Annotated in this window: 12 protein-coding genes and 1 CRISPR repeat array; of the genes, 7 read left to right on the forward strand and 5 right to left on the reverse strand. The window is 48.9% G+C overall.

Annotated features, from left to right (window positions below):
- The first annotated feature begins 8 nt into the window (after positions 1-8).
- On the forward strand, positions 9-896 hold the full coding sequence (locus tag H6F94_RS16230; RefSeq protein WP_190803296.1) for a helix-turn-helix transcriptional regulator: 888 nt from the start codon (positions 9-11) through the stop codon (positions 894-896).
- A gap of 790 nt (positions 897-1,686) precedes the next feature.
- Here H6F94_RS16230 and H6F94_RS16235 read toward each other — a convergent pair.
- Complete coding sequence (locus tag H6F94_RS16235; protein WP_190803297.1) at positions 1,687-2,175, reverse strand: hypothetical protein; 489 nt, start codon at positions 2,173-2,175, stop codon at positions 1,687-1,689.
- A 395-nt stretch (positions 2,176-2,570) separates the two neighbouring features.
- On the opposite strand from H6F94_RS16235, the gene H6F94_RS16240 reads away from it, so the two are divergent.
- From H6F94_RS16240 to H6F94_RS32400, 3 genes are all read left to right on the forward strand, one after another.
- Positions 2,571-2,789, forward strand: coding sequence for a hypothetical protein (locus H6F94_RS16240; protein ID WP_190803298.1), 219 nt, complete (start codon positions 2,571-2,573; stop codon positions 2,787-2,789).
- Between the two features lie 350 nt (positions 2,790-3,139).
- Positions 3,140-7,100: direct repeats of the CRISPR family, unit length 37 nt; unit sequence GTCGCAAAGAACCTAAATCCCTTTGAGGGATTGAAAC.
- A gap of 209 nt (positions 7,101-7,309) precedes the next feature.
- Positions 7,310-7,642 carry a nucleotidyltransferase domain-containing protein gene (locus H6F94_RS16245; RefSeq protein ID WP_190803299.1) on the forward strand — a complete coding sequence of 111 codons (333 nt, stop codon included), beginning with the start codon at positions 7,310-7,312 and terminating at the stop codon, positions 7,640-7,642.
- Complete coding sequence (locus H6F94_RS32400) at positions 7,639-7,836, forward strand: HEPN domain-containing protein (protein WP_242041241.1); 198 nt, start codon at positions 7,639-7,641, stop codon at positions 7,834-7,836. Before H6F94_RS16245 ends, H6F94_RS32400 begins: the two co-directional genes overlap by 4 nt.
- A 645-nt stretch (positions 7,837-8,481) precedes the next feature.
- Here the strand turns inward: H6F94_RS32400 and H6F94_RS16255 are convergent.
- Positions 8,482-9,147, reverse strand: coding sequence for an SDR family oxidoreductase (locus H6F94_RS16255; protein ID WP_190803300.1), 666 nt, complete (start codon positions 9,145-9,147; stop codon positions 8,482-8,484).
- A 209-nt stretch (positions 9,148-9,356) separates the two neighbouring features.
- Here H6F94_RS16255 and H6F94_RS16260 point away from each other — a divergent pair, with 209 nt between their 5' ends.
- A complete protein-coding gene (locus H6F94_RS16260; RefSeq protein ID WP_190803301.1) occupies positions 9,357-10,577 on the forward strand; it encodes a saccharopine dehydrogenase family protein in 1,221 nt (406 codons plus the stop codon).
- A 384-nt stretch (positions 10,578-10,961) separates the two neighbouring features.
- Here H6F94_RS16260 and H6F94_RS33275 read toward each other — a convergent pair whose 3' ends face one another.
- Both H6F94_RS33275 and H6F94_RS33280 read right to left on the reverse strand, forming a co-directional pair.
- The gene (locus tag H6F94_RS33275) at positions 10,962-11,567 is read right to left on the reverse strand and encodes a cation:proton antiporter domain-containing protein (protein ID WP_313949311.1); all 606 of its coding nucleotides are present in this window, start codon (positions 11,565-11,567) and stop codon (positions 10,962-10,964) included.
- Positions 11,564-12,529, reverse strand: a complete 966-nt coding sequence (locus tag H6F94_RS33280) for a cation:proton antiporter (protein WP_313949312.1) — start codon at positions 12,527-12,529, stop codon at positions 11,564-11,566. The genes H6F94_RS33275 and H6F94_RS33280 overlap by 4 nt, the downstream gene beginning before the upstream one ends.
- Before the next feature lie 107 nt (positions 12,530-12,636).
- Here H6F94_RS33280 and H6F94_RS16270 point away from each other — a divergent pair, with 107 nt between their 5' ends.
- Entirely contained in the window at positions 12,637-13,671 is a 1,035-nt protein-coding gene (locus H6F94_RS16270) for a DUF389 domain-containing protein (protein ID WP_313949313.1), read from the forward strand.
- Positions 13,672-13,737: 66 nt separating this feature from the next.
- On the forward strand, positions 13,738-14,178 hold the full coding sequence (locus tag H6F94_RS16275; RefSeq protein ID WP_190803302.1) for a hypothetical protein: 441 nt from the start codon (positions 13,738-13,740) through the stop codon (positions 14,176-14,178).
- Between the two features lie 257 nt (positions 14,179-14,435).
- Here H6F94_RS16275 and H6F94_RS16280 read toward each other — a convergent pair whose 3' ends face one another.
- A complete protein-coding gene (locus tag H6F94_RS16280) occupies positions 14,436-14,837 on the reverse strand; it encodes a Rid family hydrolase (protein WP_190803303.1) in 402 nt (133 codons plus the stop codon).
- Positions 14,838-14,889 lie beyond the last annotated feature (52 nt).

The raw sequence follows: 14,889 nt of genomic DNA on the forward strand, positions 1-14,889 counted from the left end.
GATGCTGTATGGGTCGTCGGGGACAATCGATCACTCTCTCGGTCTCGGAGAGAGACAAGGCACAGTTAGAAGCCCTGGCCCAGGAGCTGGGCATGATGTGGGGGGACCGGCCAAACATCACCAAGTTGGTTGAAGCCATTGCGCGGCGGCAGCTCTTGGTTGGAAAGAACAATGATTGGTCAGAAGCCCGGATTCAGATGCTGAATCGAGTCCGTCAATTCTTGATTGATGCGGGGCAGGTCGAGGACGCGGAAGCTTTGGCTAGTCTGCTCTTGGAGCGTGGCGAACTATCAGCGCCGTTACGAAAAGAAATAGAGCACTTTCTAGAAACACCGCCATTCCCCTGGCGAACTGAGCTGGATAGCTATATCCGTCGCCAGCAGCCCTTCCGCCTGGCTTATCAGGATGCGGCGGAGCGAGCTTGGAGCTTTACGATCCGTTTTGCTCGTATTGCGGCTCGGGAGCGGCGTCAATATTTGGAATGCTGGGTAGAAGAAGTGGAGGGCGGCGAGGATATCCCGGAGCTGGTGCATAACCGCTCGCTGCGGATAGACCGGATCCCTGAGGCGGCGGTTGTACCGATCCGTGGCGAATGGCTTCCCGATCTGGCTCAGGTGAAGGTGGAAATGCACCTGTTTGCGGGTCTGGCTTTTGCTTATCGAGCGAAGCCCCAAGATGAGGTGAGCGAGTGGATTCCAGACAGGCCGGATGTGCGGCGAGTGATGCGGCCTATTACGCAGACGTTTTGGTTTGTGCGCGAGGTTCTGCCCTATGGCGGTGATTGCGAGGTCATCTCACCCGCGAGTGTACGCGACAAGGTCAAGGCAGAAATGCAGCGGATGTGTAGCCGCTATGGTCTGACTGTTTCAGAGTCAGGCGAGCCGGACGGCAACTAAAGGCTGCAGGCTAAGGAACGGCTCTTGGCTTGGATGATTTCTATTTATGCTGTCGTGAGCCAGATCGTGGATCAGTAGAAAATTTACGTAGAGAAGTGAGATTAGATCGTTTTGAAAACAGAAAAGATGGTGAGCGAGTCGAAAATTTACGTAGAAGAGTGAGATTAGATTGTCAAAATCATAGAAAAGATGATGAATGAATAGAATAAATGCCTAGAGAAGTGAGATTAGATCGTCTAAGTCATAGAAAAGATCATCTAAATCATAGAAAAGATGGTGAGCGAGTCGAAAATTTACGTAGAAGAGTGAGATTAGATCGTTTTGAAAACACAAAAGATAGTAAACGAGTCGAAGATTTACGTAGAGAAGTGAGATTAGATCGTCTAAATCATAGAAAAGATAGTGACTGAGTAGAACAAATGCCTAGAGAAGTGAGATTAGATCGTTCTGAAGATGATCTTTTTCATCCTGGGAGAGCAGAGATGCTGGCTGAGTCGAAGAAATACGTAGTAAACCTAGATTTTTCTATGAGCGAGACGGTTCATTTCAGGCTGGCAATGGAAACGTCTCTCTCAGACTGCTGAGCAGCTATCGACAAAATAGAACTGAGTGACGATGACTAGCTATCAATAGTGAGCTCTATAAAGTGAAAGGAGCGCAGAGCTGCAATCTTCTTGCACTTCTCTTGCGCTCCTATGAAATTGTTTAGGCTTGGATTTAGGGTCAGAGACCAAGACCCCAGTTCTGAACTGGCCTGCTGGCTGCTGGGGTTGCCATTGGGTTCAGCGACCTAAGCGTCAGAGGTTGGCGGGTTGTTCTTCTTTTTGCGCGTGGTGCTAGGGTACCGGCGCTTCATTTGCCCCAGGACGGTGTCCAAACCGTTGACATCGTTGCTGGTGGCGTGGCCTTTGGCATGATAGTAAACTGTGCGGGCGGCGGTGTAGGCTTCGCTGCTGGCCAGCCGGTAGGTGTCGCTAACCAGTTCTTGTAGTTGGGTGAGGGCGATCAGCAGAGGATAAAGGGCCTCCGTGAGTTCGAGATCGCGGCGCATTTCTTCGATATCGAAGGAGCGGGGTAGGGCGTTGGGGTTTTGCATGGCGATTTGCATGGCCCGCTCGATGAAGAAGCGGGTTTTGTCGCCAACTTTGGACAGGGCCTTACGTTCAGCAGGGGTGAGGTCTATTAGACACGAGAGTTTCTCGCGAACCAGGGCGAGGCCTGCCATTGCTGCCTGTTGGTCTTCGTCGGATAGGTCAGCGCTAATTTGGTTTTTAGGCATGGGAAAAGAGCACTCCTTCGGTGCAATGAGTAGAAATTGGCTTGAAGTTCAAGCTAATTTCACAGTTCCCACCTGAAGCCCAACACGAACTTCATGGAATAGGGTTGTGGGCTGGCCGGGGCAAAAAGTATGCAAACCTACTTGCTAAACTCGGTGGAGTTCTGTAATCTTTATGGCTAACCTATCCGGTCAGCACCTAGTAGGAGTGAGGTCAACACTCCTACTAGGCTAACCCCCAAGCTGATTAGACCAGCCCGGAGGCTAGTGGGCAGTTTAACACTGCTATAACTCCCTCATTCTCTTTGGCGAAAGGTGCAAGGTGGCGCGGTGGGCTAGGGCTAGCGGGGTCCAAACTCGCTATCCCGTCAAACCCAATACCTCAAGGATTGACACCAATGTGGACAACATTTGGCACCCTTGCAAAAGGGGAGCGGTTTTACTTTGCGGGTCATGTGGCAGTGAAGTTGACGAGTGGCGGAATCAACACGCCCGGTCGCTTTATGTGGGATGGCGAGTCGGATCACGATGGCTGGCAAATCTATAACGGCACACGCGTGCAAACCTGCACCTGTCCGCGAGAAATTGTAGAACCCGCTGAGGAGGTCAGGTCATAAGTTAGCGCCTTGAATGCCCAGGCCCCCTTGTGTTTCTGGCATAGGGGGGCTGGCTACAATGGCAGGACTTATGAGTTGGATGCACTGAACAAAGCTCACTCAGCGCGGATGGGTAGGTGTTTTAGCAAGGGTTTCTCTGAAAGTGCTTGAAGCTGCCATGCCACAAGGGTTTGCGGCTGGTGTAGTCCAATTGCGATTCGCGCAAGCGGTGAAGGGATTGGCAGGTCTGGGTTTGAGCCTTGCTATCTCTTCTCTCCCTAATGACTTCCAAAGCGGCAAACGCTATACTCACCTTGTCCCGCGCAACTGGACCTTGAAAACCAAATACACCAAGCTCTCCAGGCCCCCTAGTCGCAAAGAACCTAAATCCCTTTGAGGGATTGAAACGTCTACGGGACCAGCGCCACTAGCATAAGCACCCGCGTCGCAAAGAACCTAAATCCCTTTGAGGGATTGAAACGCTACGGGATTGTGGGCTGCATCACAAAAAGCCCCCGTCGCAAAGAACCTAAATCCCTTTGAGGGATTGAAACGGGACACCTCTATTTTAGGCCCGGACCTACTGCTGTCGCAAAGAACCTAAATCCCTTTGAGGGATTGAAACGCAAAAGAGCCAAGGCGATTGCGCTTAACTTGGCAGGTCGCAAAGAACCTAAATCCCTTTGAGGGATTGAAACTTGGCATTGCAATCAGCCCGCAATGAACCGGACGCGTCGCAAAGAACCTAAATCCCTTTGAGGGATTGAAACAGGTTGCGGCTGAGAGGTCCGAGGCTTGCGGCTTGGTCGCAAAGAACCTAAATCCCTTTGAGGGATTGAAACGTTAGCCATTGCTGGGAGCCGCCAAGCTCCCAACAGGTCGCAAAGAACCTAAATCCCTTTGAGGGATTGAAACTGAAAGTGATTTGTTGAATCACGATTACAGGTGGCTGTCGCAAAGAACCTAAATCCCTTTGAGGGATTGAAACATGACACCCATCTCACACTTGCCCTCTTCTACCCGAGAGTCGCAAAGAACCTAAATCCCTTTGAGGGATTGAAACGTAAAGGCTCACTCGACTACCTACCTAGCTATCCTGTCGCAAAGAACCTAAATCCCTTTGAGGGATTGAAACCTGGCAGCGACACACAACCTAGGTCAGTCGCCTGTGGTCGCAAAGAACCTAAATCCCTTTGAGGGATTGAAACAGGCGTCACCTATCGCCCTGATAAATACGACTTGATGTCGCAAAGAACCTAAATCCCTTTGAGGGATTGAAACGGGGCACCGTAGGAGGGCAGACCGCGCCGCTAATGGTCGCAAAGAACCTAAATCCCTTTGAGGGATTGAAACAGGCTGACTGCCAGCAACAGTTGACCGGCTCTGATCGTCGCAAAGAACCTAAATCCCTTTGAGGGATTGAAACCACACCCCAATCTCTTCTACTTCGAACTGCCAGGTCGCAAAGAACCTAAATCCCTTTGAGGGATTGAAACATCACTAACACAGTAGACCCTATCTGTGTCCCTGGTCGCAAAGAACCTAAATCCCTTTGAGGGATTGAAACCTTTAATGATGCTCGCGCTCGGTCCATCAACATTTGTCGCAAAGAACCTAAATCCCTTTGAGGGATTGAAACGAGGAAATCAATGCGCGACTCACTGAGGTTGGGCTTGTCGCAAAGAACCTAAATCCCTTTGAGGGATTGAAACATCGCCTGCGGAAGCTGTTTGTTTTGATGGTTCTGTCGCAAAGAACCTAAATCCCTTTGAGGGATTGAAACTGAATCAGGCTGAACACACTAGGGTGTGTAATGCGGTCGCAAAGAACCTAAATCCCTTTGAGGGATTGAAACGTAGCGCTTGCCAAAGTGTGAGGCCAGCGCTGGCAGTCGCAAAGAACCTAAATCCCTTTGAGGGATTGAAACTTGGAGCGGGCGATTGTGAACATCGCTCGCCACTACGTCGCAAAGAACCTAAATCCCTTTGAGGGATTGAAACATCGTTGGTCGTGCCAACGATCACTGAATGCCTAGGGAGTCGCAAAGAACCTAAATCCCTTTGAGGGATTGAAACCATCCATTGATAAGCCCTTTCCGAAACCTCACCCCGTCGCAAAGAACCTAAATCCCTTTGAGGGATTGAAACGCTAACTTGTGTGTGGGCATATCGGAGGGATCTGGTCGCAAAGAACCTAAATCCCTTTGAGGGATTGAAACGTGATTTGCGCTTTCAAACCTTCGAATCATTTGCTGTCGCAAAGAACCTAAATCCCTTTGAGGGATTGAAACTGCTGTTCCTGCGATTCACGCATGATTCGCTTGAGCGTCGCAAAGAACCTAAATCCCTTTGAGGGATTGAAACTTTTCTGCATGTGGCGATGCAGAGTTTGAGGAGGATGTCGCAAAGAACCTAAATCCCTTTGAGGGATTGAAACCTGACAGCGGGTGGATTGAACGCAAGCTGATGCGGTCGCAAAGAACCTAAATCCCTTTGAGGGATTGAAACATCTAAAGAACAATTCTCCCACTTGCCTTTGTAGTGTCGCAAAGAACCTAAATCCCTTTGAGGGATTGAAACTTCGTAAACTGCACGCCTAGCAGTTACATTGCGTGGAGTCGCAAAGAACCTAAATCCCTTTGAGGGATTGAAACGCGTATTTACATCGAGGTCAAACCGGAGTTTCTCAGCCGTCGCAAAGAACCTAAATCCCTTTGAGGGATTGAAACTGATAATCGCCTCCGCACCCCTCAAGGACCCCTAGGTCGCGAAGAACCTAAATCCCTTTGGGGGATTGAAACGGTATTGAGGCGATCGATAATCTCGGGCCTGTTCTGTCGCGAAGAACCTAAATCCCTTTGAGGGATTGAAACTTTACTGCGGGAAACTATCCGCCTCAGGCTCCAGCGAGTCGCGAAGAACCTAAATCCCTTTGGGGGATTGAAACTACAGCCGCTAGAATTGACGACTAACTCAGAAGTATCGCGAAGAACCTAAATCCCTTTGAGGGATTGAAACAATACCTGCCCACCCGTGAGAGGGGTACACTCCCTTGTTGCAAAGAACCTAAATCCCCCTGAGAGATTGAAACTCCAAACCCGAACCGACCGGAACCGGAGAAAATCGTCGCGAAGAGCCTAAATCCCTATGAGGGATTCAAACTCTCTAAGACTTCAGGGGGCGTCTGGTATGTACGTCGCGAAGAAGCTGAATCCCTATGAGGGATTGAAACGCTAGCCGATGGGTTCTAGGGCGCACTGGGAAGCTATCGCGACAAACCTAAATCCCTTTGAGGGATTGAAACCTGAATGTGGCGGGAAACCGCCAGAGTGACTTTAAGTCGCGAAGAACCTAAATCCCTTTGAGGGATTGAAACAGCTCTCTCACGATCCACTGGCCATCAGCACCGGCGTCGCAAAGAACCTAAATCCCTTTGAGGGATTGAAACGTCAAGCTCTACCTAGAGTCCGAGGTACATCGACGAGCAATGGCGAAGAACCTAAATCCCTTTGAGGGATTGAAACTTGATTGTTCAATTATGACCTAGATTGCTGTTGGACATCGCGAAGAACCTAAATCCCTATGAGGGATTGAAACTCCTCATATGTGAAGCAGGCTGTACCCCTACTGCTATCGCGAAGAACCTAAATCCCTTTGAGGGATTGAAACCGCGCTGATACACCTAATTGCAAACGCACCCGAGCATCGCGAAGAACCTAAATCCCTCAAAGGGATTGAAACATAACTAGCTTAAGTTGGATCAACTAGCGAAGGAAAATCGCGAAGACCCTAAATCCCTTTGAGGGATTGAAACTTGATTGTCCAATTGTGACCTAGATTGCTGTTGGACATCGCGAAGAACCTAAATCCCTTTGAGGGATTGAAACTGCACCTGGTCTTTGTTGGCTAGCTGGCGTAGGGCGTCGCAAAGAACCTAAATCCCTTTGAGGGATTGAAACATTTAAGCCTCCAATAAAAGTGTTAACTGTCCTTGTCGCAAAGAACCTAAATCCCTTTGAGGGATTGAAACGGGTCCCTCCAGGCCAACTACACCGATAAGTTGGCGTCGCGAAGAGCCTAAATCCCTTTGAGGGATTGAAACGGTGCTGCACTATTACCTGGGCTTTGCTACGCCCGAACGTCGCGAAGAACCTAAATCCCTTTGAGGGATTGAAACGGGATAACGCAGGCAGAGAAGCCAGAATCCCTGGGAGCTGGCGCGAGCAGGTCGCGAAGAAGCTGAATCCCTATGAGGGATTGAACCCAAGCATAAATTCAGGCATACTTTTAATATTTATCACGAAGAAACTGAATCCCTATGAGGGATTGAAACGTGCTGGCCCACAAGCTTCTGTTCAGCTCACAGAGGTCGCGACAAACCTAAATTCCTTTTGGGGATTAAAAGAACTCAATCAGCTTTTGCAAGTCTTAAAGAGCTTAGGAAATGCGATCGAATCAAGAGGTAAATAATTTATTTAATGGGCTTGTTTAGGGGGGCTCAATTCAGATCGATTAGAATCCCAACGAACTTGAGAGGTGTGAATGCCTGTAATTTCTAACCCTGAAATACTAGAGATCCTGATGCCTCTACGAGAATACCTTCAGCAGGAATATCAGGAACGCTTTTATCGCGCTATTCTATTTGGTTCACAGGCAAGAGGTGAAGCAACCGCAGCCTCGGATATAGACATACTGATTGTATTGCAAGACCCAGTGGATGCCAGTGAAGAACTTGAGCGTACCAGTCATTATGTTGCAGGGTTGTGTCTGCAACATAATCTCCTGATTTCCCGACTCTTCATGCCGCGCTCACGCTTCGAGGCTGAGAACTCACCGCTGCTGCGAAATATTCGCTCTGATGGAATTGTCCTATGACTCCAGAACAACAAGCCTTGCTCGATAAAGCACACCGCAGCTTGGTAGCAGCCCAGAGCCTAATTGAGCGAGGGTTTTATGACTTTGCTGTCTCCCGTGCCTACTATGCAATGTTTTATATTGCAGAAGCCCTTCTTGATCTAGAAGGGCTCTCTTTCTCAAGTCATGCTGCCGTTATCAGCGCCTTTGGGTAATATCTAGTCCGCCCTGGTAAAGTTCCCACTGAATTTCATCGTCAATTGATTGATGCCCAAGCCCAACGAACGCGCGCAGATTACGATCTAGATCCTGGTTTGTCAAAGATAGATGCTGAAAAGCTCGTTAAACAGTCCCAAACATTTTTATCAATCGCAGAACGAAATCTGGACTCTAGTTAGAAAAATAGACAACAGAATTGCGATGCTCCTAATTGAGAGTGACAGAAAAGTTATGGTTTTAGTAACAAAAAATTTCATCAGGAATTTCAAGCACAACACCAGAGCTTTTTGCAGCAGATCGAGGGCATTGAGAAAGAGTCCGATCACCGCTGGTATGCCTCATGGCATTTAGACGACACACTAAGCGGGAAGGTCAATGAAATTAACCCGGATGTGTCGGGCTAGATCTTTGAGAATACATTAACCAGAAGGCATTTGGGGCGTACTATACGTTCATCGAGATTACCGAATATTTGTGTGATCGAACGCTCAACAAGCTGATTCTCGACCGGGTGAATCAAATTTGGCAGTAGCAGTTCGATAGCATTGGCGATTTGCTGGTGAAGTTGGATGCCAACCTGTGTCGGCAGCTGCTCTATTTGAGTAACCGATTGAGTCTTCGCTCTCTTTGGGACTTTAAACCTACCAGGGCAACACTTCTCCATTGGCGTGCCAGAAAGTGCCTGTGTTCTCCAGCGTTAACTCATTAAGCCGAGTCAGCAATCCCTTCACGGACTCTTCCGGTGTAATACCACCTGTCGTAAAGTTCGTCATGCGAGTTTGAACTAAGCCAGGATGCAGAATTGCCACCGCAATCCCACGGGGTTTAAGGTCGTGAGCCAGCGACTTACCTGCCATCGACAACGCCACCTTTGACATGCGGTAGCCATAGGAACTGCCAGAGGTATTGTCAGCGATCGAACCCATGCGGCTCGTCATCAAGACAATTCTGGAACCTGCTTTAAGATTGGGTAGGAACGCATGGGTTACTCGTAAACTACCCAGAGCATTTACCTCAAACTGTTCTCGAATGCTGTCGAAGTTCAGGTCTTCCAGCGTCACACGCTTGATGATGCCCGCATTGTTAATCAGAACATCGATTGCTCTATCAGCCAAACGAGTACGTAAATCTGCTACTGAGGCATCGGAGGTAATGTCAATTCCCTCCTCAAGCTGTATCCCAAGCTGCCGCAATTCTTCAGAGGCAGTGCGACAAACTGCAATGACAGTCTCTCCCCGTGCTTGCAGTTGACGGCAGTACTCGTAGCCAATTCCCCGATTCGCACCCGTAATCAGATAAGTTGCCATGTGAATTCCAATCGCTTGATTCGAGCGGTACCTCCAGAAAACACCTACAGGCAAGCTGAAAGTGTCATCTGCTATCAGGCTACCAACTTCTTCTACTACGATTCATTGGCACCAAAACCACGAGCACTAAATCCGAATTTTTGCCATAGACAGAAGCGGAAGTTCAGTTAAAGTTGCCAGTGTAATCCCTTGACAGGAGTGCTTCTACCATGTCTGAGCGTCCCTATGATGTTGTCCTTTACGGAGCTAGCGGGTTCGTGGGCAAACAAACCGTACAGTACTTTGCGCACCATACCTCCTCTAAAGAAGTCCGTTGGGCAATCGCTGGACGAAACCGTCAAAAGTTAGAAGCCGTTCGGGATGAAGTCGGTGCAGCAGTTGATGTGCTGGTGGCTGACAGCCAAGATCAACAGGCGATTGATCAAATCGTCTCTCAAACGCGGGTGCTGCTCACCACAGCCGGACCCTTTGCTGTTTATGGCAATGCCCTTGTCGATGCCTGTGTTCGTTTCGCAACTCATTACGTGGACATTACTGGCGAAACACCCTGGGTTAAAACACTGATTGATCGCTACCATACTCGGGCAGCCGCCGATGGTACCCGCATCATTCCCTGTTGTGGCTTTGATTCGGTGCCATCCGATCTAGGCACTTATCTGGTGGTTCGTCACATGCAACAACAACTGGGCGTACCTTGCAAGAGCGTGAATGGCTGTTTTCAGGTTGTTGGTGGTCTTAACGGAGGCACACTGGCCTCTGCTTTCAATCTCTATGACTCACAGGGGCCAGTACAGATGAGTGAACCCTTTCTGCTGAATCCATCCACACCTCATGAAGCTGAAGCCGAACGCAACCGTGACCCGCAAACACCATCTTTTAATGCCGACCTCAACACTTGGGTTGCTCCCTTCTTTATGGGACCTGTAAATACCCGCATCGTGCGTCGCAGTTCTGCCCTGTATGAAGAGTGGCAGGAACCTTACGGAGCTGACTTCACTTATCAGGAGTACCTCAAGGTTGATGAACCCCTAGCATCACTGAAAGCAACCGGCATCACCGCAGGCATGGCTCTGTTTACAGGTGTTCTGCAACAACCGCAACTGCGATCGCTGCTGCAACCCATCCTGCCCCAACCTGGTAATGGACCTTCTGAGCAAACGATGAATCAGGGCTGGTTTTCCTGTGAACTGGTGGGTACTAGTGTTGATGGACGAAAAGTACGGGGATTGATTCGAGATCAAGGCGATCCTGGCAATCGAGCGACGGTCAAATTTGTTTGTGAATCTGCCTTGAGCCTAGCGCTCCAATCCGATGAGCTACCAGGTGGTCAGGCGCGGGGAGGCATTCTAACGCCAGCAACCGGGTTGGGTGACATTCTGGCAGAACGGTTACGTCAGACTGGCATGATCCTAGAGGTGCCGATAGGTTAACTCAGGTATCGGGTTGGGATAGAGTAGCTGCTTCTGATCAACGTGTGGCAAAGCAGGAACAGGCTCTTACGGAAGTAGCACTGTGAGCCAACAGGCCGGCAACTGGACCTTGAAAACCAAATACACCAAGCCTTCCAGCCGCCCACCATCGTGAAGAAGCTGAATCCCTATAAGGGACTGAACCAAGATGAGCGTTGGCGGGCAGGTGCTCAACAAGGGCAGTCGCGAAGAACCTAAATTCCTATGAGGGATTGAAACTGCCTTGGGTGCAATGACTAGGGTAAACTCACGTTTGAACGTTAATCTACGGTGGACTGCTCGATTCGCGCCCTTGTTTGAAGCCAATCAATGGCGGTCTTGACTCATCGAGTTCCTTCCTGGCGCTTATAACGTTCCTCCATCTTCTAAAACAGTTTCAAGTAAAGGAGCAAGCTCTTGATTCAATCGACCCGCTCGAACAAATTCGGCATAGGTATCAGCTTCGATTGACAGCAGTTCCTCTCGCAGTTGTTGCATCATAAAGCCACTTAGATTTGGATATTCATCTTGAAGTTGGTTAATGTCGCTCTGTAAACGAGAAAGCTCTCCTTTGACCAGAGTTTCCTGGTAGCGGTAAAACTCTGATTCAATGCCTGGACGTTGCTCAATCTGGCCCAAATGTTGCAATACTCGATTCAACGCAACCTGGTGAGCGATCAGCTCCATGTATTGCTGGCGCACAGGTTGATCTCCTAAGAGATGAAGCTGTTTCAGCAGAGGTTGAATTGTTAAACCTTGCACTAGCAGCGTAAACAGGACTGCACCAAATACCGTTGCAATAATCCCTTCTCGATCAGGGAGTGTAGCAGGAATGCTGAGTGCAAGGGCAATCGAAACTGAGCCCCGCAATCCACCCCAACCAAGAATAGTTTGTTCAGCCAGTGAGATATCAGAATGAGTAAAACGATTACTCAAAAAGCTCAGACCGTAAACAGCAATCGCCCGTGTCACAGCATTGCTCCTAACGTCACAGCAATAATGCTTAAGTTATTGCCCAAGACAACAAAATGGATCTGGTCTCCAATTAATAAGAAGACAATCGAATTGACAAAGAACGCTAAAAAGTCCCAGAACTCGGTCACAATGATGCGAGTCCGGGGATTCATGCCAATGCGAGAACCAAAGTTGCCTAAAATCAAGCCAGTGCTGACAACGCCAATTACGCCTGAGCCACCTAAGTCTTCAGTGATCAAGTAGGTTCCGTAAGCAGCAACCAAAGTAAGCGACTGTTCCACCAGTGGCAGGTCAAATCGTTGAGTTAGATAAGAAATGCCAAACCCGATCAGGCTACCGGCTCCAATCCCAATTCCAACTACTACAAAGAATTCAACTAGAATAGACTGTGCTTGAAATTGAGCCGTTCCTAATGCAAAAGACAAGAGAAAGCCGAAAGCAACAATCGCCATCCCATCATTGAATAAGCTCTCTCCCTCCATCAGAGTTGTCAGTCGCTTGTCCACTCCCAATTCTCGAAATAGCGCAACAACTGATACAGGGTCAGTTGCAGACACACTGGCTCCAATTAATAGAGCCGTAGGCAAAGAGAGACCAGCAATCTGATTGAGCCCCAAAGCAATACCTACAATGGAAACGAGCACCCCAACGATTGCAAAGAGGCAAATTGGTATAAGATCCTGCTTCAGACGTGCCCATTGCAGATTCCAGGCAGCTTCAAATACCAGCGGTGGTAGGAAGATAGAAAGGATCAACTCTGGTGAAAGATTAACGAGCCGCACGTTGAGAAAGGCTAATCCCAAACCCACAATTACCAGCAGTAGAGTGTAGGGAATTTTGCGAAACCAGCTAACGATTTGGGGCAGTGTTGCTACGCTAAGGGAAACTGAAAGCACCAAAAGAAATTGCTTTAGATTAGTCTCAATTGCGGCTTCTCCCACTGCGGACTCAATTGCCATGTCAAAATTCGAGTAAATGTCTTGGATATCATAGTCAGCCTCTCTCCAGATGACACCTATCAAAGGAGAAGACTTCAATTGGAAGATATTTTGATGAGATTAAGGTTGTGTTTGGGTTGAGAGGCATTCGCGATCGGTTTCATCGCTTGAGAAGCAAGCGGGTTGAGACAAACCACGTCCAGCAGCTACAGACAGAACTGCTGGATGAATCGATTTTGAATGCGAGTTACGTGATTTTGATTGTCGGCTCTTGTGCAATCGCCACCTTTGGCCTGATTGCCAACAGTGCAGCTGTCATCATTGGTGCGATGATTATTGCGCCCCTCATGCTGCCGATTCGGGGATTGGCGTTTGGGGCACTAGAAGGCAATGTCCTTTTATTTCGCAAAGGATTATTTTCGGTCGTTGTGGGAACTTTGCTAGCGACTGCACTGGCATGGAGTTTAGGCTTGCTAGTCGGACTTCCTAGCTTCGGCAGTGAAGTGTTGGCTCGCTCTAAACCGACATTGCTAGACTTGGGAATTGCGGTTGCCGCAGGGGGAATTAGTGGCTATGCCAAGGTTCAGCCCAAGATTTCGGGCAGTTTAGCAGGAACGGCAATCGCGGTTGCCCTGATGCCTCCAGTCTGTGTCATTGGTTTAGGTCTAGCCCAGGCAGATTGGTCACTTAGCCTGGGAGCGACGCTACTCTACCTGACCAATCTGCTGGGTATCACGCTGGCTTGTATGCTGACGTTCCTACTGGCAGGCTATACGCCGCTGCAACGAGCACGAAAAGCGTTAGGTTGGGCTATTGCTCTCACCTCCGCCCTTCTCATTCCTCTTACCATTGGCTTTGCAGAATTGGTGCGTCAGGCTCGACTGGAAAATAGCCTTCAATCTGCGCTGATCAATCGCACCATCACGTTTCAGCGTATTGAGCTGTTGAGCATCAATACCAACTGGTTGACAACCCCTCCGCAAGTGCGATTGGGTGTGAGATCGTTAGCACCTATTACGCCAAAGCAGGTGCAACTCCTAGAAACATTCGTAGAGCGAGAGATGGGACGACCCTTTACCCTCATTTTTACCGTCAGCCAGGTGGAAGAGGTGACACGGGAGGGTGCAGTGGGGCAACCTGAGCGCCAACCTCCTTCGGACTGATAATTATTAGAGTAATATAAAGTATCTCGCGTTTTGGTGCAGCGTGTATCAAAAGGGATTAGCAATATGAATGCCGAACTTCTTGCTGGAAAGCCCTGGCTTGCATTCAGCTTGCTTGGAGTGGGCTATGCACTGCTGGGATGGTATTTGGCTGCTCACCACGTTTTTTGGCTAGTCGGTACCTTGGTCGGGATAGCAACCCTTGCTATTGCCTGGAAGAGCAATCCGATGTTAGAGTTCTTAGCTTGGTTAGTCAGGCAACGAGTATTTGTCGTCATCGGTGTTAGCTTTCTCTTTAGCCTGTTTGTGGCATTGATTCCTGTTCAACCGGTATTATTAAGCCTCATCCCATTGCCGCTGATAACGCTGCTCTACGCGCTGCTAGAGATGCGGCTGGCTGGGTTCCAACAATCTGACATATTGATATGGTCAGTAATAATAACTGGATTTAGTTTAGGTCTAGGTGAAGCTATCGACCTGTTTGTTGCACCCAGCATGAGGTATTAAGGCTTTCTAGCCTTTCATGAAATCTTGGTGCAAGGTACTGAGGCGCAGCTCTGCTGCGCCTCAGGTTTAACTTGGCGGTCGATTACGCGATTCCATGTTTATGGATCAGCGTTTAGGATCGGTAGACTGATCCTTATGCCTAGGTGGCTTGCTCTTATGTTCCGGTGAGTAGTGTGGGATTGCGATCTCAAGCCCAACCGATTGATCAAGTTCTTTGCAACGATTAACGACTCACGCCACTTAACTTCCAAACAGCCTTAATCAACAGACGGCAAAAGTACAACCGCGCGAATCTCTAGGATCAGCCCTTCAATACCCAGCTCGGTGATGCCGATGGCTGTCCAAGCTGGATTCCAATCGCCAAAAAACTTCTTTTTCTCTATGTTCACTAGCGAAAAATGTTCTCGCAAGCCGACATGAAAGGTTGTGATATCAACAACATCTCGTGGGCTGGCGGGGATTGCTTTAATTATCTCTCCCAAATTAGCAAAGGCGAGCGCGATCTGCACTTGCGGATCATCAATCACGCTGCCGTCCTCTTTCACTCCAAGCTGTCCGGAGATAAAGGCAAATTTGCCAGATGCTGTCACACCGGGAACGTAATCATAGGCTTCGTAGACGGCTTTGTGATGATCGGTTTTGATCCATTGAGGCTGCATGACTTAATATTCTCATCTTCGTTGGTAAGCAGTTGAAATTCTGAGTAGAGTT

The sequence above is a fragment of the Leptolyngbya sp. FACHB-261 genome (assembly GCF_014696065.1).
Classification (GTDB): domain Bacteria; phylum Cyanobacteriota; class Cyanobacteriia; order FACHB-261; family FACHB-261; genus FACHB-261.